Origin of the sequence: Rhodococcus sp. AH-ZY2, from assembly GCF_030916465.1 — a bacterium.
In the GTDB taxonomy this organism is placed as follows: domain Bacteria; phylum Actinomycetota; class Actinomycetes; order Mycobacteriales; family Mycobacteriaceae; genus Rhodococcus; species Rhodococcus ruber.
Window position 1 is genome coordinate 2,781,617 of the sequence record NZ_CP126458.1, and the last position, 23,269, is coordinate 2,804,885.

At 71.7% G+C, this 23,269-nt stretch carries 22 protein-coding genes and 1 pseudogene; 4 read left to right on the forward strand and 19 right to left on the reverse strand.

Annotated elements, in window-relative coordinates; all coding sequences use genetic code 11:
- Positions 1–65: 65 nt before the first annotated feature.
- Positions 66–1,082, reverse strand: a complete 1,017-nt coding sequence (locus QNA09_RS13790; RefSeq protein ID WP_010594242.1) for an extracellular solute-binding protein — start codon at positions 1,080–1,082, stop codon at positions 66–68.
- Positions 1,083–1,180: 98 nt separating this feature from the next.
- Positions 1,181–1,387: a hypothetical protein gene (locus QNA09_RS13795; RefSeq protein ID WP_010594241.1), complete on the reverse strand. Its 207-nt coding sequence runs from the start codon at positions 1,385–1,387 to the stop codon at positions 1,181–1,183.
- A gap of 64 nt (positions 1,388–1,451) precedes the next feature.
- Here QNA09_RS13795 and QNA09_RS13800 point away from each other — a divergent pair, with 64 nt between their 5' ends.
- A complete protein-coding gene (locus QNA09_RS13800; RefSeq protein WP_010594240.1) occupies positions 1,452–3,410 on the forward strand; it encodes a glycoside hydrolase family 15 protein in 1,959 nt (652 codons plus the stop codon).
- 4 nt (positions 3,411–3,414) lie between these two features.
- On the opposite strand, the gene QNA09_RS13805 is transcribed toward QNA09_RS13800, so the two are convergent.
- A complete protein-coding gene (locus QNA09_RS13805; RefSeq protein ID WP_010594239.1) occupies positions 3,415–4,347 on the reverse strand; it encodes a nitronate monooxygenase family protein in 933 nt (310 codons plus the stop codon).
- 6 nt (positions 4,348–4,353) lie between these two features.
- The gene (gene lepA / locus QNA09_RS13810) at positions 4,354–6,141 is read right to left on the reverse strand and encodes a translation elongation factor 4 (protein WP_230831611.1); all 1,788 of its coding nucleotides are present in this window, start codon (positions 6,139–6,141) and stop codon (positions 4,354–4,356) included.
- Between the two features lie 187 nt (positions 6,142–6,328).
- On the opposite strand from lepA, the gene QNA09_RS13815 reads away from it, so the two are divergent.
- The gene (locus QNA09_RS13815) at positions 6,329–6,898 is read left to right on the forward strand and encodes a type II toxin-antitoxin system PemK/MazF family toxin (protein ID WP_026137651.1); all 570 of its coding nucleotides are present in this window, start codon (positions 6,329–6,331) and stop codon (positions 6,896–6,898) included.
- 38 nt (positions 6,899–6,936) lie between these two features.
- Here the strand turns inward: QNA09_RS13815 and QNA09_RS13820 are convergent, their stop codons facing one another.
- Positions 6,937–7,818 carry an aquaporin gene (locus tag QNA09_RS13820; RefSeq protein WP_010594236.1) on the reverse strand — a complete coding sequence of 294 codons (882 nt, stop codon included), beginning with the start codon at positions 7,816–7,818 and terminating at the stop codon, positions 6,937–6,939.
- A gap of 342 nt (positions 7,819–8,160) precedes the next feature.
- Between QNA09_RS13820 and rpsT the strand changes: the two genes are divergently transcribed.
- Complete coding sequence (rpsT, locus tag QNA09_RS13825; protein WP_003937021.1) at positions 8,161–8,421, forward strand: 30S ribosomal protein S20; 261 nt, start codon at positions 8,161–8,163, stop codon at positions 8,419–8,421.
- A 61-nt stretch (positions 8,422–8,482) separates the two neighbouring features.
- Here rpsT and holA read toward each other — a convergent pair whose 3' ends face one another.
- The 14 genes and pseudogenes from holA to QNA09_RS13895 form a co-directional block, all read right to left on the reverse strand.
- On the reverse strand, positions 8,483–9,451 hold the full coding sequence (gene holA / locus QNA09_RS13830; RefSeq protein WP_059174583.1) for a DNA polymerase III subunit delta: 969 nt from the start codon (positions 9,449–9,451) through the stop codon (positions 8,483–8,485).
- Complete coding sequence (locus tag QNA09_RS13835) at positions 9,448–10,986, reverse strand: ComEC/Rec2 family competence protein (protein WP_064066333.1); 1,539 nt, start codon at positions 10,984–10,986, stop codon at positions 9,448–9,450. The genes holA and QNA09_RS13835 overlap by 4 nt, the downstream gene beginning before the upstream one ends.
- Positions 10,983–11,786: a ComEA family DNA-binding protein gene (locus QNA09_RS13840; RefSeq protein WP_119699859.1), complete on the reverse strand. Its 804-nt coding sequence runs from the start codon at positions 11,784–11,786 to the stop codon at positions 10,983–10,985. The genes QNA09_RS13835 and QNA09_RS13840 overlap by 4 nt, the downstream gene beginning before the upstream one ends.
- A 92-nt stretch (positions 11,787–11,878) precedes the next feature.
- A complete protein-coding gene (locus tag QNA09_RS13845; RefSeq protein ID WP_026137650.1) occupies positions 11,879–12,697 on the reverse strand; it encodes a DegV family protein in 819 nt (272 codons plus the stop codon).
- 5 nt (positions 12,698–12,702) lie between these two features.
- Positions 12,703–13,476: a diglucosylglycerate octanoyltransferase gene (octT, locus tag QNA09_RS13850; RefSeq protein ID WP_026137649.1), complete on the reverse strand. Its 774-nt coding sequence runs from the start codon at positions 13,474–13,476 to the stop codon at positions 12,703–12,705.
- Positions 13,463–14,116, reverse strand: a complete 654-nt coding sequence (locus tag QNA09_RS13855) for a histidine phosphatase family protein (protein WP_010594229.1) — start codon at positions 14,114–14,116, stop codon at positions 13,463–13,465. Before QNA09_RS13855 ends, octT begins: the two co-directional genes overlap by 14 nt.
- Before the next feature lie 134 nt (positions 14,117–14,250).
- Positions 14,251–14,640, reverse strand: a pseudogene (gene rsfS, locus QNA09_RS13860) (ribosome silencing factor); the annotation flags it as partial.
- The gene (gene nadD, locus QNA09_RS13865) at positions 14,637–15,359 is read right to left on the reverse strand and encodes a nicotinate-nucleotide adenylyltransferase (RefSeq protein WP_228287198.1); all 723 of its coding nucleotides are present in this window, start codon (positions 15,357–15,359) and stop codon (positions 14,637–14,639) included. The gene nadD and the pseudogene rsfS, both read right to left, overlap by 4 nt.
- A gap of 19 nt (positions 15,360–15,378) precedes the next feature.
- Positions 15,379–16,830, reverse strand: coding sequence for a VWA domain-containing protein (locus QNA09_RS13870; protein ID WP_017680311.1), 1,452 nt, complete (start codon positions 16,828–16,830; stop codon positions 15,379–15,381).
- 1 nt (position 16,831) lies between these two features.
- Positions 16,832–17,713, reverse strand: a complete 882-nt coding sequence (locus QNA09_RS13875; protein WP_003937011.1) for a MoxR family ATPase — start codon at positions 17,711–17,713, stop codon at positions 16,832–16,834.
- Positions 17,714–17,779: 66 nt separating this feature from the next.
- Entirely contained in the window at positions 17,780–19,084 is a 1,305-nt protein-coding gene (locus tag QNA09_RS13880; protein ID WP_010594225.1) for a glutamate-5-semialdehyde dehydrogenase, read from the reverse strand.
- 30 nt (positions 19,085–19,114) lie between these two features.
- Positions 19,115–20,221: a D-alanine--D-alanine ligase family protein gene (locus tag QNA09_RS13885; protein WP_190242395.1), complete on the reverse strand. Its 1,107-nt coding sequence runs from the start codon at positions 20,219–20,221 to the stop codon at positions 19,115–19,117.
- Between the two features lie 49 nt (positions 20,222–20,270).
- Entirely contained in the window at positions 20,271–21,392 is a 1,122-nt protein-coding gene (locus QNA09_RS13890; protein WP_119699860.1) for a cystathionine gamma-lyase, read from the reverse strand.
- Between the two features lie 4 nt (positions 21,393–21,396).
- Positions 21,397–22,395, reverse strand: coding sequence for an NAD(P)H-dependent glycerol-3-phosphate dehydrogenase (locus QNA09_RS13895; RefSeq protein WP_010594222.1), 999 nt, complete (start codon positions 22,393–22,395; stop codon positions 21,397–21,399).
- Positions 22,396–22,511: 116 nt separating this feature from the next.
- On the opposite strand from QNA09_RS13895, the gene cofC reads away from it, so the two are divergent.
- Positions 22,512–23,237 (forward strand): 2-phospho-L-lactate guanylyltransferase, encoded by a 726-nt coding sequence (gene cofC, locus QNA09_RS13900; RefSeq protein WP_119699861.1) that lies wholly within the window; start codon positions 22,512–22,514, stop codon positions 23,235–23,237.
- The last annotated feature ends 32 nt before the right edge of the window (positions 23,238–23,269 follow it).

The following is a 23,269-nucleotide window of genomic DNA, read 5'->3' on the forward strand; positions in this document are numbered from 1 at the left end:
TCGGTCCCAGAACTCCGCTTCGCGCAAGGAATTTCGAGCGCCTCGACCGTGGGGGCGGCATCCTCCTACTTCGTCGCCTCGGCGTAGATCACGGCGATGCTGCCGGTGCCGGGCCGGAACAGCTCGGCCTCGACCGCACTCCAGCCACCGAGATCGTCGACGGTCCACAGCGTTTCGGGGGCCGGGAAGTCTCCGGCGAACTCCCGCGCGACGCCCGGGTCGGCCGGCCGGAATCCGGCGGAAGCCCAAATCCTCTGCGCCTGCGCGGTGTAGAGGAAGTCGTTGAACTCCTGAGCGGCCACCACGTCGGGCGCGTTGTCGATCACCACCGCGGGACTGTCGATCCGGAGGGTGGTGGTCAAGGGCACGCGCCGGACCGCGGCGCCGTCGCGCTCGAGCCGGACCGCGTCGCGTTCCGACAGGAGCAGCACGTCGCCGGCACCCCGCACGAACATCTCCACGGCCTCTTCGGCGCTCGCGGGCCAGGACTCGATGTGGTCACCGACCAGCGCCGTGAGGTAGTCCCGGCCCGCCTGCGGGTCGGCACCGCCGTTGCTCGTCGCGGCGTAGGCGGCGAGCAGGTTGAGCTCGGCCGCGCCGGAAGCCGACGGGTCGGGCGTGATCACCTCGAGGCCCGGAGCGAGCAGGTCGTCCCAGTCCGTCACGCCCCACGGGTTGTCCTCCCGCACGAGCATCGCCACGACGGATCCGTACGGAATCCCCCGGTACGCCCCCGCGTTCCAGTCCGCGTCGACCAACCCGGCATCGACGAGCCCGGACAGGTCCGGCACCGTGGCGAAGGTCACGAAATCCGCCGAGGCGCCGTCGACGACGGCGGCAGCCTGCTGCGCGGACGGACCGGACGTGACGTCGAAGCGGACGTCCTCGCCGGCGTCGGTGCTGCCGAACGCGGCGATCACCGCGTCCAGCGCTGCCCGGGCCCCCTCGGCGGCGTACAGGTCGACGGTGGGGCCGGCGCCGGCCCCACCGTCGTCGCTCCCCCGCCCGTCACCGGCCGAGCACGCCGTGAGCGCGGCGGCGGCTGCGAGCGCGACGACGTGCCGGCTCGGACGGAATCTCACGACACACCTCCGGCGCGGATCAACGGGTCAGCAGCCAGGCCACGACGACGAGAACGAGCAGGGCGGCCAGGGTGAGGGTCACGCGTGAGCGCGGCATGTCAGCGATCCTCCGTCTTCGGTTCGGACGCGGCCGGCTCCCTGCGCCCGACGGCCGCGAGGACGCCCGCGAGGGCACGGTCGAGCAACCAGGCCACGCCGGCGCACACCGGCACCACGACACCCAGCACGAGCGCGACCTGCGGGACGAACGGGAGGCCGGCCAGCCACAACTCGAAGCCGTCCCACCACGATGCCGCCCGATCCACGCCCCCACCCTAGTCGGCACCCGTTCGGTGGACGCCGGGGGCCGGGTGCCGGGATCATGTGGTGATGGCACACACGTTTGAAGGATCGGGGCTCTCGTCCGCGCATTCGCACCCGCCGCACCGGAGCCCCTACCCGCCGATCGACGACTACGCGTTCCTGTCGGACTGCGAAACGACCTGCCTCATCGCCCGCAACGGGGCGGTCGAATGGATGTGCCTGCCCCGGCCGGACTCGCCCAGCGTGTTCGGCGCGATCCTCGACCGCAGTGCCGGCTACTTCCGCATCGGCCCGCACGACCGCACCGTCCCGGCGGCACGCCGGTACCTGCCCGGTGGACTGATCCTCGAGACGACGTGGCAGACCGAGACGGGATGGATAGTGGTGCGCGACGCCCTGGTGATGGCGCCGTGGCATGCCGTCCAGGAGCGGTCGCGGACCCACACGCGGACACCGACGGACTGGGACGCCGAGCACATGCTGCTGCGCACCGTCCGCTGCGTGAGCGGGACCGTGGAACTCGAGGTCAGTTGCGCCCCCGCGTTCGACTACCATCGCGCCCCGGCGCGCTGGGAGTACACGGGCAAGGTGTACGAGGAGGCCACGGCGTACTGCACCGCCGGTGAACCCGGGGAGCACCCCGAACTGCGGCTCACCACCGATCTCCGGCTCGGCCTCGAGGACGGGGAGGCACGGGCACGAACCCGGATGCGCAAGGGCGACAAGGCGTTCGTCGCCCTGTCGTGGTCGGACGTGCCGTGCCCGGGGACGTACGAGGAGGCCGCCGCGAAGATGGCCGAGACCGCGGACTTCTGGCGGGAGTGGATCACCACCGGTCGTTTCCCCGATCACCCCTGGCGCAGCTACCTGCAGCGCAGCGCACTGACCCTCAAGGGACTGACCTACGCGCCCACCGGGGCACTGCTCGCCGCAGCCACCACATCCCTTCCGGAAACACCTGGCGGAGAAAGGAACTGGGATTACCGCTACGCGTGGGTACGCGATTCGACGTTCGCGCTGTGGGGTCTGTACACGCTCGGGCTCGACCGGGAGGCCGACGCGTTCTTCGCCTTCATCTCCGACGCGTCCCGCAGCGAGGACGGCACATTGCAGCCGTTGCAGGTCATGTACGGCGTGGGCGGCGAGCGGGTGCTCACCGAATCGCAGCTCGAGCACCTGTGCGGCTACGACGGAGCGCGTCCGGTACGGATCGGAAACGATGCGTATCATCAAGTGCAGCACGACATCTGGGGCGCGATGCTGGACTCGGTGTACCTGCACGCGAGGACCCGCCGGCACATGCCCCAGTCCTTCTGGCCGGCCGTGAAACGCCTCGTCGGGCAGGCCGAGCAGCACTGGCGCCTGCCCGATCGCGGCATCTGGGAGGTGCGGGGTGAGCCCCAGCACTTCACCTCGTCCAAGGTGATGTGCTGGGTCGCGCTCGACCGGGGCGCACGGCTGGCGCGCACACACGGCCGCCCCGACTACGCGGTGCGGTGGGAGGCCGTGGCGGACGAGATCAAGGCGGACATCCTCGCGCACGGCGTCGACGAGCGCGGGGTGTTCACCCAGCGCTACGGGCACCCCTCCCTCGACGCCTCGGCGCTGCTGGTGGTGCTGCTGCGGTTCCTGCCGGCCGACGATCCGCGGGTGCGGGCGACGGTCCTGGCGATCGAGGACGAACTCACCGAGGACGGACTGGTCCTGCGGTACCGGGTGGACTCGACCGACGACGGGCTGACCGGCGAGGAGGGCACCTTCACGATCTGCTCGTTCTGGCTGGTCTCCGCCCTCGTGGAGATCGGGGAGGTGGAAAGGGCCCGCATCCTGTGCGAACGGCTCCTCGGCTACGCCAGCCCGCTCAAGCTCTACGCCGAGGAGATCGACCCGCGCTCGGGCCGGCACCTGGGCAACTTCCCCCAGGCCTTCACCCACCTGGCCCAGATCAATGCGGTCGTGCACGTGATCCGCGCGGAGGAGCAGATCGCGGCCGGCGAGTTCCAGCCCGCGCGCCGTGCGCCGTGACCCGCTACCAGGATCGGCGCAACAGTTCCTCCGCACGGTCCGCGATGTCCCGGACGATCTCGCCGGCGGGCCGTTGTTCCCGCACGAGCCCGGCGGCCTCCCCGGCGTAGACCACGCCCCGCCGGGGGTCGGCCGCGTCGTACGCGGCGGCGAGCGTCTCCTCGTCGGCGCCGCGCGCGTGCCATTCGGCGGTGTAGTCGTTCGCCAGGGCCCGGCCACCCCACCGCGCCGGCCAGGGCTGGTGCCGGGCCCGGTCGAAGACGTCGGTGTAGACGGTGTCGCTGCTGCGCGCCGCGACGAGCAGGTCCCGGGCGTACTCCGGTCCCACCGTCTCGGGACTCGCCAGCAACGCCGTGCCGACGAGCGCGCCCTCCGCACCGGCCGCGAGCACCGCAGCCAGTCCCCGCCCGGACGCGATGCCACCCGCGGCGAGCACCGGAAGCGACGTCGACTCGAGCACCTCCTGCAGCAGCGGCAACGTCCCGATGTGTCCGGTGTGACCGCCGGCCTCGTGCCCCTGGGCGACGACGGCGTCGACCCCGGCGGCCTCGACGACCCGCAGGTCGTCGATCGTGTTGATCTGCGAGATCACGACGGCACCGGCCGCCCGCACGCGCGGCACGTAGGGGGCCGGGTCGCCGAACGACAGCGACACCACGCGGGGCCGTTCGGCCAGCACCGCGTCGAGCAGACTGTCGTCGTCGGCGAGCGACCAGGTCATCAGCCCGAAACCGAGCGGTCCACCCCCGAGTTCACGAGCCACCGCCGACTCGGCGGCCAGCCACTCCGAGGTGTTGTAGCGCGCGGCCCCGATCAGGCCGAGCCCGCCGGCCCGGGTCACCTCCCCGGCCAGGCGGCCGCCGGCACGGCCGCCCATGGGGGCGCCGAGCAGCGGGACGGTGATGCCCAGGGTGCGGGTGAGCCAGGTCTCGAGCACGGTGGACTACTTCCCCTTCGGCTTGTCCGAGGACGCCTCGGACGAGAGCGCGGCCACGAACGCTTCCTGCGGGACGTCCACCCGGCCGATCGTCTTCATCCGCTTCTTGCCTTCCTTCTGCTTCTCGAGCAGCTTGCGCTTGCGGCTGATGTCGCCGCCGTAGCACTTGGCGAGCACGTCCTTGCGGATCGCACGGATGTTCTCCCGGGCGATGATCTTCGACCCGATCGCCGCCTGCACCGGCACCTCGAACTGCTGACGCGGGATCAGCTCCTTGAGCTTGGTGGTCATCTTGTTGCCGTACGCGGCGGCCGCGTCCTTGTGCACGATCGCGCTGAACGCGTCGACGGCCTCGCCCTGGAGCAGAATGTCCACCTTCACCAGTGCGGCCTCCTGCTCCCCGGCCTCCTCGTAGTCGAGGCTGGCGTAGCCGCGGGTGCGGGACTTCAGCGAGTCGAAGAAGTCGAAGATGATCTCGGCCATCGGCAGGGTGTAGCGCAACTCGACCCGGGTCTCGGACAGGTAGTCCATGCCGCCGAGTTCGCCACGCCGCGACTGGCACAGCTCCATGATCGAACCGATGAACTCGCTCGGGGAGATGATCGTGCACTTGACGATCGGCTCGTAGATCGCGCGGGCCTTGCCTTCGGGCCAGTCCGACGGGTTGGTGACGATGTGCTCCTGCCCACCTTCGAGGACCACGCGGTAGACCACGTTGGGAGCGGTGGAGATCAGGTCCAGGCCGAACTCGCGCTCGAGTCGTTCCCGGGTGATCTCCATGTGCAGCAAGCCGAGGAAGCCGCACCGGAAACCGAAGCCGAGTGCCACCGACGTCTCGGGTTCGTAGGTGAGCGCGGCGTCGTTGAGCTGCAGCTTGTCGAGGGCATCGCGCAGGACGGGATAGTCCGACCCGTCGACCGGATACAGGCCGGAGTAGACCATCGGGCGGGGTTCCCGGTAACCGGTGAGGGGTTCGGCGGCGCCGCCCCGCGCCGAGGTGACCGTATCGCCGACCTTTGACTGACGCACGTCCTTCACGCCGGTGATGAGATAGCCGACCTCGCCGACTCCGAGCCCGGTGGTGACCTTCGGCTCGGGCGAGACGATGCCCACCTCGAGCAGCTCGTGGGTGGCGCCGGTGGACATCATCTTGATCTTCTCGCGCGGCACGATCCTGCCGTCGACCACACGCACGTACGTGACGACGCCACGGTAGGTGTCGTACACCGAGTCGAAGATCATCGCGCGGGCGGGCGCGTCGCGGTCGCCGACCGGCGGCGGTACCTGCCGGATCACCTCGTCGAGCAGTTCCCGCACGCCCACCCCGGTCTTGCCCGACACCCGCAGCACCTCCTCGGGCTCGCAGCCGACGATGTGTGCGATCTCGGCGGCGTAGCGGTCCGGGTCGGCCGCGGGCAGATCGATCTTGTTCAGGACCGGGATGATCGTCAGGTCCTTGTCGAGAGCGAGATAGAGGTTGGCGAGGGTCTGCGCCTCGATGCCCTGGGCGGCATCGACGAGGAGCACCGCACCCTCACACGCCTCGAGCGCACGGGAGACCTCGTACGTGAAGTCGACGTGCCCGGGCGTGTCGATGAGGTGCATGACGTAGTCCTCGCCGTCGACCTGCCACGGCAGCCGCACGTTCTGGGCCTTGATGGTGATCCCGCGCTCGCGCTCGATGTCCATCCGGTCGAGGTACTGAGCACGCATCTGGCGCTCCTCGACCACACCGGTGAGCTGCAGCATGCGGTCCGCGAGCGTCGACTTGCCGTGGTCGATGTGCGCGATGATGCAGAAGTTCCGGATCTTCGCGGGGTCCGTGAACGTGGTGTCGGCGAAGGTGCTGATGTCGGGCTCCTGACTCGGACGGGCAGCAGCCCTGGCGGGCCGCGGTCACCCCTGCAGAATATCCAAGTCGCGGCGGGTCCGGTCCCGCGGCCGCACCTGTGCGGCGGCGGGCGCCGCTAAGCTCGCCGACGTGGCTGGCACATGGAAGAAACTCGGCAGGCAACTGGGACGGCTCGCGGTCGAGCAGGGGCCGCGGTTGCTCGAGCAGATGCAGCGCTCCGGCGCTCTCGACCGGGCCCGGACCGCCCTCGGCTCCGGGACAGCCGACACCACCCGACCGGTCCCGAAGCCGGGCCGTCCGGTGACCTCCCGTACTTCCCCCACCGCGCAGCGCGCCCGGCAGATCGCGTACGCCCCCGATCTCGACGGCCGCGCCGACCCGGGCGAGATCGTGTGGACGTGGGTGGCCTACGAGGAGGACGCGACCAAGGGCAAGGACCGGCCCGTGCTCGTCGTCGGACGCAACGGCGGCACCCTGCTCGGCCTCATGCTGTCGTCGAACGACGACCGGGACGGTCACCGGGACTGGCTGGCGCTCGGTAACGGCAGCTGGGACGCCGGCAACCGGCCCAGCTGGGTCCGGCTGGACCGCGTGCTCGACGTGCCCGAGGACGGCATCCGGCGCGAAGGCGCGGTGCTCGGCCGGTCCCGGTTCGAGCAGGTCGCGGCGCGCCTGCGCGCCGACTACGGCTGGCGGTAGCCGGCCGTCCTGTCACCGTCGGCGGTAGCCGCGTCCCGTCACCGTCGGCGGACGCCGGCCGGCGGCGCCACGGACGGCCGCAGCCCGGCGAACCGGCCGAACAGCGACCGGTAGACGAGCGCCCCGAGGGCGCCGCCGATCAGCGGAAACAGGATGAACAGCCAGAGCTGCGCGAGCGCACCGTCCTGGTACGGAGCGACCGCGATGCTCCGGGCCGGATTGACGGAGGTGTTGTCGATCGGGATCGAGATCAGGTGGATCACTGTCAGGGTGAAGCCGATCGACACGCCGGCCAGCAGCACGTCCGAGGCCTGGTCCGTCGCGGCGAGCACCACGAACACCAGGAGTGCGGTCAGCAGCACCTCCACGATCATGGTCGCGCCGATTCCGTAACCGTCGATGAGCACCCCGCCCAGCGGTCCTTCCACTGCCGACGGGCTGTGCGGTCCCCAACCGTTGGCACCGAGTCCCTGCGCGGCCCGGTCGTAGGTCGGGAGCGACTGCGCCACCGAGTAGATCGTCACGCCCGCGACGAGCCCGCCGAGGATCTGGGCCACGATGTAGAACACCGCCCGCTTGGCGGTGACCCGCCCGATCGCGAGCTGACCGACCGTCACCGCCGGGTTCACGTGACACCCGGAGATCGGCCCGATGGCGTAGACGAGGAAGAGCAGCGTCAGCCCGAACGCCAGCGCGACGCCCAGATTGCCGACCTTGTCTCCGGCGAAGACCGCCGTGCCGACCGCGGAGAACACGAGCACGAACGTGCCGATCGCCTCCGCTGCGTACTTCTTCGCGTCCGAGAATTCTTCCTTCTCGACGGCTTCGAGCGCCGTCTCGGGCTCGGCACCGCCGCGTACCCGGTCCGCCTTCCGGTTCGCCGCCCGGTCCTCGGGACCAGTCTCGTGTTCGTTCGTCATGCGCCCACCTCGCGTCGTGCGGCCCCGAAGGACCGGATCCGATGTGTCGAACATCCGCACTGGCGAACACCGCGGGTCGAAGACGGGCCCACCGGCCGCACAGCACTACCGCAACAGAACACAGCGGACACTACGCAAGCCGGATGACCGCCACAACAACTTCCGGTGACGTCGAGGACAGTTCCCGGCAGGCCGGCCGGACGCGACCGTATCGGCACCCGGTGTGCGGTCCCGGGTACCAGTTTTGGGGTTCCGCCGGGCCGCTGGTATCGTGGCCCGTCGGTGCCGTAGTGCGCCCAGAGCTTTCCGACCAACTACCAGCAAGACGACAGGATTTTACGCGTGGCCAACATCAAGTCCCAGGTGAAGCGGATCCGCACCAACGAGCGCAACCGACTCCGCAACCAGTCGGTCAAGTCCTCGCTGCGCACGGCGATCCGTTCCTTCCGCGAGGCCGCGGCCGCCGGTGACAAGGACAAGGCCACCGAGCTCCTCGTCTCCACCAGCCGCAAGCTCGACAAGGCAGCCAGCAAGGGCGTCATCCACGCCAACCAGGCCGCCAACAAGAAGTCCGCTCTGGCCAAGGTCGCCAACGGACTCTGAGGTAGAACGCAAGCTCTGCTCCGGAAGCTGCCCGGTCCTCGGACCGGGCGGCTTCCGTCGTCTAACGGGTCCGGCCGGCCAGCTCCGCGACGCGGCGCACGGCGCGCTCGACCGCGTAGTCGGCGTCCGCGGCCGCGCCCTTGACGTCGGCATTGAGATCGGCCACCACTCGCAGCGCCGCCCCGATCGATCCGGGATCCCACGTGCGTGCCTGCCCCTGGGCCTTCTTCACCTTCCAGGGCGGCATCCCGAGTTCCGAGGCCATCTTGAACGGGTCGCCGCGCCCGGCCGAACCGACTCGTGCGATCGTGTGGACGGCATCGGCGAGGGCGTCGGCGAGCAGGACGTGCGCGACACCACGATGCGTCGCCCACCGCAGCGATTCCAGCGCCCCGGCCTCGTCACCCGCGACGGCCTTCTCGGCCACCTCGAACCCCGTGACCTCGGCCTTGCCGGAGTAGTAACGCTGCACGGCGGCAGCATCGATCTTGCCGCCCGTGTCGGCGACGAGCTGACTGCACGCCGCCGCCAGCTCCCGCAGGTCGGAGCCCACGGCGTCGATCACGGCCTGCACGACCTCCGGTGCTACTCGAACACCGGCGGTGCGGAACTCGGCCCGCACGAAGTCCACGCGCTCGGCCGGCTTGGTGATCCGGGCGCACTCGTGGGTCTCGGCGCCGCACTTCTGCAGTTCGCCCACCATGGCTTTCGCGCGGCCACCGCCGCTGTGCAGGACGACGAGGGTCACCCCCTCGGGCGGGTCGGTCGCCGCGTCGACGATCAGTGCGACGGCGTCCTTGCCGGCCTCCGCGGCGGATTCGAGGACGACCACCCGGTCCTCGGCGAACAGCGACGGGCTCAGCAGCTCGGCGAGTTCGGCGGCGCCGGCGTCGCCGGCGCGCAGCCGCGAGACGGTGAGCTCGGGACCAGACCCCGTCCGGGCCCGGACGGCACCGACGATCCGCGCGACGGCCCGTTCGACGAGGAGGTCTTCGTCACCGAGCACGAGATGCAACTGCGGGTTGGTCACCGATCGATCGTGCCACGTCCCCCGGACATCACCGTCGGTGCCCCGGCCGGGCGTCCGCGCCGTAGCCGCAGCAGGTACCGGGCAGCGACGAGCCCGCCGACGACGGCGACCGCTCCGCTCACGCCCGCCGGGACGGGCACCTCGGCCAGGGGCAGGGCCGTGGCACGCGCTGCCACCTCGAGGATCCACCACAGCATGGGCGCGGTCCCGCGAGCGAGCAGCTCCGCCACGGCCGGCGACACCGCGGAGACCGCCGCGACGGTGGTACCGAGCACGGTCAACGGCGGAAGCACCGGTGCGACCAGGACGTTGGCCGCGATCGCCACGACGCTGACGGTGCCGGACAGCGCGGCGACGATCGGTGCGGTCACGACGAATGCGGCCGCCGAGACGGCGAACACCTCGGCCGCCGCGCGGGGCCACCCGCGGGCCCGCAGCCGGGTCACCCAGAGCGGTGCCACCAGCACCAGGCCGGCGGTGGCCGCGACCGACAGGGCGAACCCGGCGTCCGTCGCGAGTTCGGGTGCGGCGACGAGCAGCACCCCGACCGTGGCCGCCAGGGCGGGCAGCCCGTTCCGTCGTCGGCTCGTCACGAGCGCGAGCAATCCGATCGCGCCCATCGCGGCGGCACGCAGCACGCTCGGCGACGGGCGCACGACGACGACGAACGCCACCAGCGCGACGGCCGCGAGCGCGGCGCCCGTGCGGGGGCCGAGGCCGAGTCCCCGCACGGCGAGCAGCACCGCGCCGAGAACGATGCTGACGTTGGCACCGGACACCGCAGTCAGGTGGGTCAGGCCCGCTACCCGGAAGCTCTCCCGCACGTCGTCGGGCAGGCGTGAGGTGTCGCCGACCACGAGGCCCGGCAGGAGGCCGGCCGCAGCGGGCGGGAGCACCGCTCCGGACGCCGAGGCGAGTCGCTCGCGGATCCGCCCCGCCCACTGCTGCACCCGCGAGGGGGCCTGCACCGACCGGGGTGGGCCGTCGGCCCGGACCACGGCCACCGTCAGGTCCGCGCCGCCGGATTCGGCGAGCCGGCCGCGCAGGGTGACCCGTTGCCCCGGCAGCAGCTCCGCCCACTCCTCGGCGGGGGCGAACACCACGACGGCCCCGCCGCCGGTGTACCGACCGGCCCCCAGGTCGGCGCGGTGCACTCTCGCCGGGACCAGGACCTGATCTCCCCCGAATCCGCTGTCCCCCAGTCTTTTCGGATCCTCGGTCGGTTCGACCGCCAGGGTGGCCCAGCCGTCACGCGCGGCCGCGCCGGCAAGCGGATGCGTCTCGACCGCCCATACCCGTAGTGCGACTGCCGCAGAGAACCCGGCGGCGACGACGAGAGCCGCGAGCAACGGGGCGGCCCCGGCACGGAACCGCCCCCGGCGTATCGGCACGAGCGTGGCCGCCGCGCACAGCGCGGCAATCGCCGCGAGCCCCAGCGCAACCTGCCAGCCGGCGTGCAACCCGAGCGCGGTTGCGGCCCACGCCGCGGCCGCGCTCGGTACCAGGCGCGCGTCGTCACGGCCGGATTCGGTCACACCACCACCAGCGTCCGCAGGCGCGCCAGCCGCGCGGGACCGATCCCGTCGACCTCGGCGAGTTGTTCGACGTCGTTGAACGGACCGTTGTCCCGGCGCCACGCGACTATCGCGGCGGCGGTGACAGGACCGACGCCGGGCAGCGCATCGAGGGCCGCCTCGTCGGCGGTGTTGAGATTCACCGGCCCCCCGGCCTCGGGCGCGCCGGACGTTCCGGCGTCCCCTGCCCCTGCGGCGCCGGAGATTCCGCTCGCCGGCGGAACCGGTGGCAGGGTGCCGACCACGATCTGGTCGCCGTCCGCGAGGCGTTGCGCCAGGTTCAATCCGGTCAGGTCCGCCCCCTCGAGGGCGCCGCCCGCGGCCGTGAGCGCATCGGCCACCCTCGAGCCGGGCGCGATTCGTACGAGGCCGGGCTTGCCCACCAGGCCCACCACACTGACCACCACCTCCTCCGGCGCCGAGTCCTGCCGGGGCGCAACGGGATCCGCCGGCGGTGCTGCGACCTCCACCGCCGGCAGCGGCGGAAGCGGTTCCGCGACGGGACGATCGCGCCAGGTCACGACGAGCGTGACGAGCACGACCACGACACCGACCACCGCCAGGGCCCCGGTCCCGCCGCGACCGGTCTGCCAGCGGGCCGCACGCAACCGCTCGAACGGACCCGGCGGATCGGCGGTGCCGGCCGCGTCGTACCACGGGTACGGATCGTCGTCCGGCGCCGCCGGAGGACGGTCGCCGGCGGACCGGGCGATCCCGTCGAGCCGTCTGCGCACGAGGTCGTGCTCGTCGCTGCTGCCCATGGCGCGACGCTAACCGGACACGACCGCCGCCACCGCGAAGGCTGGGACGAGTCGTCGAATCTGTGGATGAACCGTCCGCCTGTGGACAACTCCTACGCTCGGGAGACGACCACCCCGACGGCGCCGGGACCGACGTGGGCGCCGAGGACCGCGTCGAGTTCCGACACCGACAGCGGCGTCCCGGCGGGCAGCCGGCCGGCGAGTTCCGCGGCGAGCCGCTCGGCGCGTTCGGGGGCCTCGCGGTGGTGCACGGCCACCGCGGTCACCGGCTCCGCGGTGTCGACGACGCCGTCGACGAGTTTCGTCATCGCCTTGGTCATGGTGCGGGTCTTCTCCCGCAGCACCAGCCGGCCGTCGACGAGGTGCAGCACGGGTTTCATCGCCAGAGCGGTGCCGAGCAGCGCTGTGGCGGTACCGATGCGGCCGCCGCGGCGCAGGTGGTCGAGCCGGTCGACCACCAGCAGTGTCCGGCTGTGGGCGGCGACCTCCACCGCCCGTTCGTACACCGCCCGCACATCCGCACCGGACCGGGCGGCTTCCGCCGCCGCCAGAGCAGCGAATCCCAGACCCATTGCGGTGGTTCGACTGTCGACCAGTTGCACCCGGTCGCCGAGGGCATCGGCGGCATAGCGGGCAGCCGACCAGGTACCCGACAGTTCACGGGACAGGTGCACGGCCACCACCCCGTCGCCGCCGCTGTCGGACAGCGCCTCGGCGTACGCTTCCGTCAGTTCCGCCGGGGAGGGACCGGAGGTCGTGACGCCGGAGAGGTCGGCGGGCAGGTCGTCCACGCCCTCGCGCAACTCGACACCGTCCGCGATCACGTGCAGCGGCACGACACGGATGTCGTAGCGCTCCACCAGTTCCGGGTCGAGACAGCACGACGAATCGGTCACCACTACTACAGACACGCCGCCTACCGTATGTTCTCCGCGGCGACGCGCGCATCCCGGTGCACCATCCGTACCGCCTCGGCCACCGCGGCGGCAACTTCGCTGTGCCCGTTCCAACCCCAGTGGATGCCGTCCGGATTCGCGTCCCCGGAGTGGATGTCCGCGTGCACGGCCTCGCCGAGATCGACCAGCGGAACCGACTTCTCGGACGCCCACCGGTTGATGGCCCGGGCTGCGGCGGGACGACCGCGGTGCACCGCGCGGTACTGCGCGCTGCGGTGTACCGACGGCAGCGTGGCGATCACCGGAAGGTCCGGCCGCATGTACGCCAGCGACTCGCGGATGGTCTCGAGGTAGTCCACACTGACCCGCGGCGGCAGGGCCACCGGCCAGCCGAGCGGGGACAGCCGGGGCTGCAGCCACCCGTAGGTCTCCCGTACGACGCGGCGTAACCGCGGTGGGCGTACGTAACGCAGTGTTTCGCGCAGCGCCGTCGGCAGCGGGGACGGCAGGGTGTCCATGCCCCCGACGGCCAGCACGACGGCACCGGCCCGCGGGATCGTCGCCCACACGCGCGGATCCTGGGTCATGGCCCACCACGCGTCGCGGGTCGTCCACCCGATCCGTGCGACGAGCTCCACGTCCCAGTCGAGTTCGCGCGCCACGATGTTCGGCCAGATTCGCGGATGGTCCGCCGGGAGCCCGCCCTTCGGGCCGTAGTAGCTGAGGGAGTCCCCGATCACCAGCAGCGTCGGCCGGCGCGGACCGGCCGTCGGCCGTGGCTCAGAGGACGTCATCGGCCGCCACCGTCGCCGTCGCGTTCCACACGTCGAGGCGCCACGCGGGCCGGTCACCGTATCCGCTGAGCTGGACCCAGCCGGTGTTGCCGAGTCCGCCGAGGACCGGCCACCGGTCGACCGGAAGATCGAGCAGGGCGGCCGTGAGTGCCGCGATCAGTCCGCCGTGCGCGACGACGATGATCGGCCGATGCACCCACTGCTCGTGCTTGTCGAGCAGTTCCTGGATCACCGGGGCGCTGCGCCGCGCCACGTCGACCCGGCTCTCACCCTCGGGGGGTGCCCAGGTGGCGTCGGCCCGCCACGCCGCGCGGGCCCCCGGGGACACCGCGTCCACGTCGTGATGGGTCAGGCCCTGCCACCGGCCGAGATGGGTCTCGCGCAGCCTCGGATCGATTTCCACCGGCAGCCCGGCCTGGTCACCGAGTTCGACGGCGGTGTCGTAGGCGCGCCGCAGATCGGACGAGACGATGGCCACGGGACTGTGCTCGACGAGGACCCTGGCCGCGGCCACGGCCTGCCGCCGCCCCAGCGCGGACAGCTCGGTGTCGAGCTGCCCCTGCATGCGACTGGTGGCGTTGTATTCGGTCTGGCCGTGGCGTACCAGGATCAGCCGCCGGACCGGTACCGCGTGGGTCACCGGTCCCCCGGTGCGTCGTCCGGGACGGGAGTGGTGCCGCCTGCCGCTGCACCGGCGCCGGTGTCACCGGTCGGCGCGGGCGCGCCGGTGTCACCCGCCGGCGCGGGCGCGCCGGTGTCACCCGACGGCGCGGGCGCGCCGGTGTCACCCGCCGGCGCGGGCGCGCCGATGCCGTCGACGGTGATCACCGGGCAGTCCTTCCACAACCGGTCGAGTGCGTAGAAGTTGCGTTCGTCGTCGTGCTGGATGTGCACCACCACGTCGACGTAGTCCAGCAGCGTCCAACGACCCTCGCGGGTGCCTTCGCGCCGCACGGGCTTGTGCCCGGCGAGCCGCAGTTTCTCCTCGACGTTGTCGACGATCGCGTTGACCTGGCGCTCGTTGGCCGCGGACGCGATCACGAAGCAGTCGGTGATGACCAGTTGCTCGGACACGTCGAGCACCACCACGTCGGTGGCCAGTTTCTCGTCGGCCGCGCGGGCCGCGATGCGTGCCATCTCGATGGCTTCTGCAGTTGCCGTCACTGCGGGGTCTTCCTCTCGGGGTGGGGACAGGACTCGGGGTGGGGATGAGACACGGTCGTCGTGCCGTCGGGGCGCCGCGAGTTCGCGGGCCGATACAGGTTGCGCTTGCTGATGTACTGCACCACCCCGTCGGGCACCAGGTACCAGATGGGTCTGTGCTCACGCACCCGCGTCCGGCAGTCGGTCGACGAGATGGCCAGCGCAGGTATCTCGACGAGACCGACGGTGTCGGACGGCAGCTTCGCGAGATGCTCGGCGAGGTGCTCGACGTGCAGGTCGTAGCCCGGACGCGACACCCCCACGAACCGGGCCAGCTCGAACAGCTCGGCCCAGTCCTGCCACGACAGGATCGATGCCATCGCGTCGGCGCCGGTGATGAAGTACAACTGGGCGTCGGGCATCAGGGCACGCAGGTCGCGCAGTGTGTCCACGGTGTAGGTGGCCTTCTCGCGTTCGATGTCGACCCGGCTGACGGAGAACTGCGGATTCGAGGCGGTCGCGATGACCGTCATCAGATAGCGGTCCTCTGCCGTGCTGACATCGTGTCCCGACTTCTGCCAGGGATGTCCGGTGGGCACGAACACGACCTCGTCGAGATCGTACCGGTCGGCTACTTCGCTGGCTGCGACGAGATGCCCGTGGTGGATGGGGTCGAAGGTTCCGCCCATGACACCGACGCGCCGGCGCGGCGGGGAATTCGGGACGGATGGCTCGTGCACGATGGTCCAGCTTACGGGTTCACACCGGCAGCAGGGCCGCCACCACCTGCGCGAGCTGCTGTGCGGACCGGCACTCGTGCATCGTGATCACCTCGCGGTACACCTCGGCCGCCGAATCTCCGGCTCCCCATTGGCCGCGTGGTTCCGGATTGAGCCAGTGGGCGTGCCGGGCAACGGCCACCAGGTGTTCGAGCGCGGCGAGGTTGGGATCGCGATAGTTGGTCCGTGCGTCGCCGAGCACGAGCAGTGAGCTGCGGCTGGTGAGGCTGTGCGCGTACCGCTCGGTGAACACGCCGAGCGCGTGACCGTAGTCGGAGTGGCCGTCGTAGGCGATCAGCTCGGCCTCACGCAGCATCCGCGACATGGCGACCCCGAGATCCGCGCCGGCGGAGAAGTGGTGAGTGACCTCGTCGGTGCTGTCGATGAACGCGAACACCCGGACGCGGGAGAACTGCTCGCGCAAGGCGTGCACGAGCAGCAGCGTGAAGTGGGAGAAGCCGGCGACCGATCCGGAGACGTCGCACAGCACCACGAGCTCCGGACGGGCGGGGCGTGGCTTGCGATTGACGAGGTCGATGGGCACTCCGCCGGTGGACATCGACTTGCGCAGGGTCCGGCGCAGGTCGATCGCCCCCGCGCGGGCCCGTCGCCGGCGCGCGGCGAGCCGGCTCGCGAGCAGCCGCGCCAGCGGGGTGACGCTGCGGCGCAGCGCGGTGAGCTCGGCGTCGGTGGCTCGCAGGAAGTCGACCTCCTCGGCCAGTCTGGGCACCCCGTACGTGGCGACGCGGTCGCGTCCGACCTGTTCGGCGGTGCGGCGCCGCGTCTCGCGTTCGACCATCGCCCGGAAGTCCGCCACCCGGCGCGCTGCCGTGCGGCGGGCCACCTCGGTGGCGTACTCGGTGTCCTGAGCCCGCTCCTCGGGACCGGCATTGCCGAGCAGTCCCTCGAGGATCTTCGACACCAGTGTCTCGGGCGAGACCTGGCGCAGGGCCTGGTACGCCGAGAACGACGACTTGTCACCCGAGGTGTACTGGCCCAGTTCCTCGACGATCTGCGCGGTCAGCAACTCGACGAGCTCGAACGCCTCGGCGGAGTCGTCGGCGAGCATCTCGGCGATCAGGTCCCGCAGCGCCTCGAAATCGATCTCGCCGTCCGGGGTGCGTGGCAGCGTCGGATCGATCCCGCCGGCCTCGCGGCGTCCCACCGCTGCCGGGAACCACAGGTCGAACAGGGCGTCGAAGGTCGGCCGATGGGTGGGCCGGCGCAGCAGAGCGCACGCCAGCCCCTCGCGCAGGGCGTCGCGGTCGAGCAGGTCGAGCACCGAGATGACCCGGCCGGCGTCGACGGTCTCCGACGGTCCTACGGGGATGCCGCGGCGGCGCAGCGCCTCGACGAACCCGACGAGGTGGCCGGGCAGCCCGTGCGGCGCCGACGGCCCGTGGTCCCGCAGCGGCGGGCGTGCCCCGGCCATGTCAGTTCAACCGCAGCTCGGCCGCGGCCCGCAGCTGATCGGACTGGTGTTTGAGGATCACGCCGAGCGTGGCCCGGACCGCCGCGTCGTCGAGGGTGTCCAGGCCCAGGGCGAGCAGTGTGCGGCCCCAGTCGATCGTCTCCGCCACCGACGGCAGCTTCTTGAGCTGCATGCCGCGCAGCACCCGGACCGTGCGGACGAGCTGCTCGGCGACCGCCTCCGGCAGCTCCGGAACCCGGCTCGCCAGGATGCGGCGCTCGAGGTCGGCATCGGGAAAGTCGAGATGCAGGAACAGGCAGCGTCGCTTGAGGGCCTCGGACAACTCGCGGGTCGCGTTCGAGGTGAGCACGGTAAAGGGCTTGCGGGTGGCGCTGATGGTGCCGAGTTCGGGCACGGTGACCGCGAAGTCGCTGAGCACCTCGAGCAGCAGACCCTCGATCTCCACGTCGGCCTTGTCGACCTCGTCGACGAGCAGCACCGTCGGGTCCTCCCGGCGGATGGCCGTCAGCAGCGGGCGCGGCAGAAGGAATTCCTCGGAGAACACATCCTGCTTGGTCGCGTCCCAGGAGTGGTCGGTACCGGCCTGGATCCGCAGGATCTGCTTGGCGTGGTTCCACTCGTAGAGCGCCCGCGACTCGTCGACCCCCTCGTAGCACTGCAGCCGCACCAGCTCGGCGCCGGAGGTCTGCGCCACCGCCCGGGCCAGCTCGGTCTTGCCCACCCCGGCGGGGCCTTCGATGAGCAGCGGCTTGCCGAGGCGATCGGCGAGGAACACCGCGGTGGCGGTGGCCTTGTCGGCGAGGTATCCCGTCTCGGCGAGGCGGTCGATCACCTCGTCGACGTCGGCGAAGATCGGCGGGGTGGTCGGCAGCGCACGGTCCACGCTGTGTCCTTTCGTCGGGGCAGGCCGGTCGGGGTGCGGGGTCTCGTCGACGCCGTCGGGCCGACCTCAGGCCGGCCGGGTGTGGCCGTCGCCCCAGACCACCCACTTGGTGGAGGTGAGTTCCGGCAGTCCCATCGGGCCGCGGGCGTGCAGCTTCTGGGTGGAGATGCCGATCTCGGCGCCGAACCCGAACTGCTCGCCGTCGGTGAACGCCGTCGAAGCGTTGACCATGACGGCTGCGGCATCGACCCGCGCGGAGAACTCACGGGCCGCGGCGAGGTCGGAGGTGACGATGGCCTCGGTGTGCCCGGTGCCGTACCGGTCGATGTGCGCGACGGCCGCGTCCAGGTCGTCGACGACGGCGAGCGCGACGTCGAGGCTCAGGTACTCGTCGGCCCAGTCCGATTCGGTGGCCGGTTCGAGGCCGGGCAGGTCGCCGTGCACGGTGACGCCGTGGCTGCGCAGTACCTGCAGCAGCCGGGGCACGACGTCGTCGGCGACGGCCTTGTCCACCAGGATCGTCTCGGCGGTGTTGCACACGCTGGGCCGGCGGGTCTTGGCGTTGACCACGATCTTCTCGGCCATCTCCGGATCGGCCGACGCATGCACGTACACGTGGCAGTTGCCCACGCCCGTCTCGATGGTGGGCACGGTGGCGTCGCGGACGACGGCGGAGATCAGGCCGGCGCCGCCACGAGGGATGACGACGTCGACGAGTCCGCGGGCCTGGATGAGGTGCGTGACCGAGGATCGGTCCGCGCTCGGCAGCAGTTGCACGGCGTCCTCCGGCAGTTCCTGCGTGGCGAGGGCGCCGCGCAGGGCCTCGACGAGCGCCGCGTTGGAACGGGCGGCGGACGACGACCCGCGCAGCAGGGCCGCGTTGCCGGACTTGAGGGCCAGCCCGAAGGCGTCGACGGTCACGTTCGGCCGGGCCTCGTACACCATCCCGACGACGCCGAGCGGCACCCGCATCTGCCGGATCTCGAGGCCGTTGGGCAGGGTCGAGCCGCGGACGACCTCGCCGATCGGGTCGGGCAGCCCCGCGACCTGGCGCAACCCCGCCGCAATGCCCTCGACCCGGGCCTGGGTGAGACGGAGCCGGTCGAGGAGGGATTCCTCGGTGCCTGCCGCGCGGGCGGTCTCGATGTCCTCGGCGTTGGCAGCGAGCACCGCGTCGGACGCGGCGAGCACGGCGTCCGCCGCGGCGTGCAGGGCGGCGTCCTTCTGCGCGGTGGTGAGCAGGGCGAGCCGGCGGGAGGCGACGCGGGCGCGACGGGCCGCGGCGTGCACGGCCTCGCGGGTGTCCCCGGCGCCGGTCGCCCGGACGTCCCCGGAAACGGTCGCAGATGAGTCAGGGGTCACGGCAGTCATGGCCTCCAGACTAGTCCGCGTCCGGACGGCTCAGCGCAGCCCGGTCCCCCGGGCCAGGGCGGTGTCGACCAGGGTGGAGAGCAACGTGCGGTACTCGAGGCCGCTGGCCTCCCACATGCGCGGGTACATCGAGATCGACGTGAACCCGGGCATGGTGTTGATCTCGTTGATCACCGGCCCGTCCTCCGTGACGAAGAAGTCGACCCGGGACAGGCCCTGGCAGTCGAGGGCGCGGAAGGCGCGGACCGCGAGGTCCCGGATCCGGTCGGAGACGTCGTCGTCGAGCTTGGCGGGCACGTCGAACTCGCACACGTCGTCGAGGTACTTGGTGTCGAAGTCGTAGAACGCCTCGTGATCGCCGGACGGGTCGGGCATCCGGATCTCGGCGACGACGCTGGCGCGCACGTCGCCGTCGGGGAACTCCAGTACACCGCATTCGACCTCGCGGCCGACGATCGCGGATTCGACGATCACCTTCGGGTCGTGCCGGCGAGCCTTGTCGATCGCCGCATCGAGCGCCACCCAGTCGGCGACACGGCTGATCCCGATGGAGGATCCGCCGCGGGCGGGCTTGACGAACACGGGGAGGCCGAGACGCTGCTTCTGCTGCTCGGTGACGGTCGCGGTGCCGGGCCGCAGCACGACCTGGAATCCGACGGGCAGACCCTCCGCGGCCAGCAACTTCTTGGTGAACTCCTTGTCCATCCCGGCGGCGCTGGCGAGGACGCCCGGTCCCACGTACGGGACGCCGGCGAGTTCGAGCAGCCCCTGGATGGTGCCGTCCTCGCCATAGGCGCCGTGCAGCACGGGGAACACGACGTCGACGGAGGCGAGGACCTTGCCGAACTCGCCCTCGGCGAGGGCGACGATGTCACCGGCCCGGGTGGGATCGGCGGTGAGCACCAGCGCCGAACCGTCCGCGTCGACGGTCGGCAGTTCGCGGCCCGCCTTGGCGAGCCGTTCCGGGTCCGAGTCGGCGAGCACCCAGGCGCCGTCGGTGGTGATACCGATCGGGACGGCCTCGTAGCGTTGCGGGTCGAGGTGGCGCAGGATGCTGCCTGCCGAAACGCAGGAGACGGAGTGCTCGTTGCTGCGGCCACCGAAGACGACGGCCACCCGGATTCGGGGTGTGCTCACGGCACAAACCGTACCGGTGCCGCCCGCCCGGCCGGTATCCGAGTCCTGCTCAGCGCCGGGCGAGCGCACGGTCGAGATCGTCGAGCAGGTCGGCGGTGTCCTCGATCCCGCAGGACAACCGCACGAAGCCGGGCGGTACGGGATCACCCCAGCGGGCACGCCGGTCCGCGGTGGTGTGGATGCCCCCGAAACTGGTCGCGGCGGTGACGAGCTCGCTCACCGCGACGAACCGGTGGAACTGCTGCTCGTCGTCGAGCCGGAACGTCACCAGCGGCCCGAACCGGCGCATCTGCGCCGCGGCGACGGGGTGCGCGGGATCGTCGTCCAGACCGGGGTATCGGACGCCACCGACCGCGGGATGCTCACGCAGCATCGTGGCCACGGCGAGCGCGTTGGCGCACTGCCGGTCGAAGCGCAACCCGGCGGTGCCCAGGCTTCGGTGTGCCAGCCACGTCTCGAACGGACCGAGGACGGTGCCGGAGAGCAGGCGCTCGCGGTCGAGGGGTGGCACGAGTGCGCCGTCGGCCACGGCGAGGTACCCCATCAGCAGATCGCTGTGCCCGCTGAGCGATTTCGTGCCGCTGGCGACGACGACGTCCGCGCCCAGCGCGAGTGGCTGCTGCCCCAGCGGGGTGGCGGTGGTGTTGTCCACCACGAGCAGGGCGCCTGCGGTCCGGCACAGTGCCGCGGTGGCGCGCAGGTCGACGACGTCCAGTCCCGGGTTGGACGGGGTCTCGGCGAGCACGAGCGCGCCCGCACCGGCACCGGCGAGGACCGCGCGCAGACCTCCGTCGCCGAACTGGGCGCAGGTGAGTTCGTGAACCGTGATGCCGAGGGGTTCGAGGCATTCGCGCGCGTAGGCCCGCACCTGGTAGTACCCGTCGGCGGGGACGACGACGGTGCCGCCGCCCCGGCTCAGCGACCGCAGCGCGACGGTGACCGCCGACATTCCGGATCCGACGACCCGGGCTGCCGCCGCGCCCTCGAGCGCGGCCAGCGCGGATTCGAGGGCCCGCCAGCCCGGATGGGAGGCGCGGGCGTAGGTGTCGGTTTCGGTGCCCTCCGCCCCGAGCTGGTAGGGGGCCGCGAGAACCGGGCCGGGTTGCAGCGGCTCCCCCGGCGCATGTTCGGCGGCAACAGCTTTCACGCAACGCGTCGAGTCCCCCGGCACGCCCTCACTCCGGCTTGACTCGACGGCCGAGGAGCAGTCCGATCGCCTCGGGCACCGACATGCCCTCGTAGCAGACGCGGTGCACGGCGTCGGTGAGCGGCATCTCCACGTCGTAACTGGCCGCCAGCGCCCGGACGGAGGTGCACGACTTGACCCCCTCGGCCACCTGGCCGTGGGTGGCCTCCTGCGCACTCTCGAGTGTCCCTCCCCGTCCCAGCCGCTCGCCGAACGACCGGTTGCGCGACAGGGGCGAGGTGCACGTGGCCACGAGGTCGCCCACGCCGGCGAGTCCGGCCAGCGTGGCCGGCTTGGCGCCGAGGGCAGTTCCCAGCCGCGTGATCTCGGCCAGGCCGCGAGTGATGATGGAGGCGACGGTGTTGTCACCGAGTCCGACCCCGGCCGCCATGCCGCACGCGAGGGCGATGACGTTCTTGCACGCGCCACCGATCTCGCAGCCGATCACGTCCGTATTCGTATACGGCCTGAAATAACCAGTGGCACATGCTCTTTGAATCTCGAGAGCGCGAGTGGAGTCGGAGCATGCGATCACCGTGGCGGCGGGCTGCCGATCGGCGATCTCACGGGCGAGATTCGGTCCGGACAGCACCGCGATGCGGTCGTGCTCGGCGCCGGTCACCTGAGCGATCACCTGGCTCATCCGCATGAGGGTGCCGCTCTCGATGCCCTTCGCCAGGCTCAACAGGGTCGCGTCGGGACCGATGTCGTCGCGCCACGCCCCGAGATTCGCGCGCAACGTCTGCGACGGCACCGCGAGGACGAGGAAGTCCACTCCGTCGAGAGCGACGCGATGATCCGCGGTGGCGCGCACCGTGGCGGGCAGTTCGACGCCGGGCAGGTAGTCCGGGTTCTCGTGCCGGGTGGCGATGGCCTCGGCCACCTCCGCACGCCGCGCCCAGATCGTCACGTCCGTTCCGGCCTCCGCCAGCACCTTGGCGAAGGCCGTCCCCCACGACCCCGCTCCCAACACCGCAGCCTTGCTCACGCAGTCCCCTTACTCGTGTCCGATCCCGTCCGCAGACCAGCGCCGCGGCTGCTCCAGTATCGCCCACCGCCCGCGCCCGCGACCGCCGTCGCCGCCGACTGGCAGAATCGACGACCATGACCACCGCGCACGCGCTGATTCCCGTCAAGGCCCTCGGCCTGGCGAAGTCGCGGCTCGCGCACGTCCTCGACCCCGGCGACCGAGCCGCCCTGGTGCTCGCGATGCTCGCCGACACCCTGCACGCGGCGCTGGCGGTCGAGGGGCTCGCCGTCACCGTCATCACCACCGACGCCGACGTCGCCGCGCTCGCCCTCGGCGCGGGCGCGCACACACTCGCCGATCCCCCGGCCGCCGGCACGGCCGGCGCATCCGTCGATCCCGCCCCCGTCGATCCCGCCTCCGTCGATCCCGCCTCCGTCGATCCACTGAACGCAGCGCTCGCCGCCGCCGCCCACCGGGTGCGCTCCCGCGAGCCGGGCGTGGATCTGATCGCGCTGCACGCGGACCTGCCGGCGCTGCGGCCCGCCGAGTTGTCCGCGGCGCTGTCCGCGGCACGCGAGGCCGGCCGGGCGGTCGTCGTGGACCACACCGGCACCGGCACCTCGGCGCTGCTGCACTGCACGCCCGGACCCCTCGTCCCGCTGTTCGGTCCCGATTCGGCGCACCGTCACGTGCGGGCGGGCGCCCGCCCCCTACCCGGGGACTGGCCCGGGCTGCGGCTCGACGTCGACACCGTCGCCGACCTCGAGGCCGCGACGGTGCAGGGCGTCGGGCCCGCGACGGCGTCGGCGCTCGGACGGATCGGATGGCCGATGCCTGTTCGTCATCCCGACTTCGGGTGACGGACGCCGACGGATTGTCCGCCGTTCCGAAA

Coding starts and splice junctions, on each gene's coding strand:
- QNA09_RS13800 (WP_010594240.1), top strand. CDS start 1,452: ATGGCACACACGTTTGAAGGATCGGGGCTCTCGTCCGCGCATTCGCAC.
- QNA09_RS13820 (WP_010594236.1), bottom strand. CDS start 7,818: ATGACGAACGAACACGAGACTGGTCCCGAGGACCGGGCGGCGAACCGG.
- QNA09_RS13840 (WP_119699859.1), bottom strand. CDS start 11,786: ATGGGCAGCAGCGACGAGCACGACCTCGTGCGCAGACGGCTCGACGGG.
- octT (WP_026137649.1), bottom strand. CDS start 13,476: ATGACGTCCTCTGAGCCACGGCCGACGGCCGGTCCGCGCCGGCCGACG.
- QNA09_RS13870 (WP_017680311.1), bottom strand. CDS start 16,830: ATGGCCGGGGCACGCCCGCCGCTGCGGGACCACGGGCCGTCGGCGCCG.
- QNA09_RS13880 (WP_010594225.1), bottom strand. CDS start 19,084: ATGACTGCCGTGACCCCTGACTCATCTGCGACCGTTTCCGGGGACGTC.
- cofC (WP_119699861.1), top strand. CDS start 22,512: ATGACCACCGCGCACGCGCTGATTCCCGTCAAGGCCCTCGGCCTGGCG.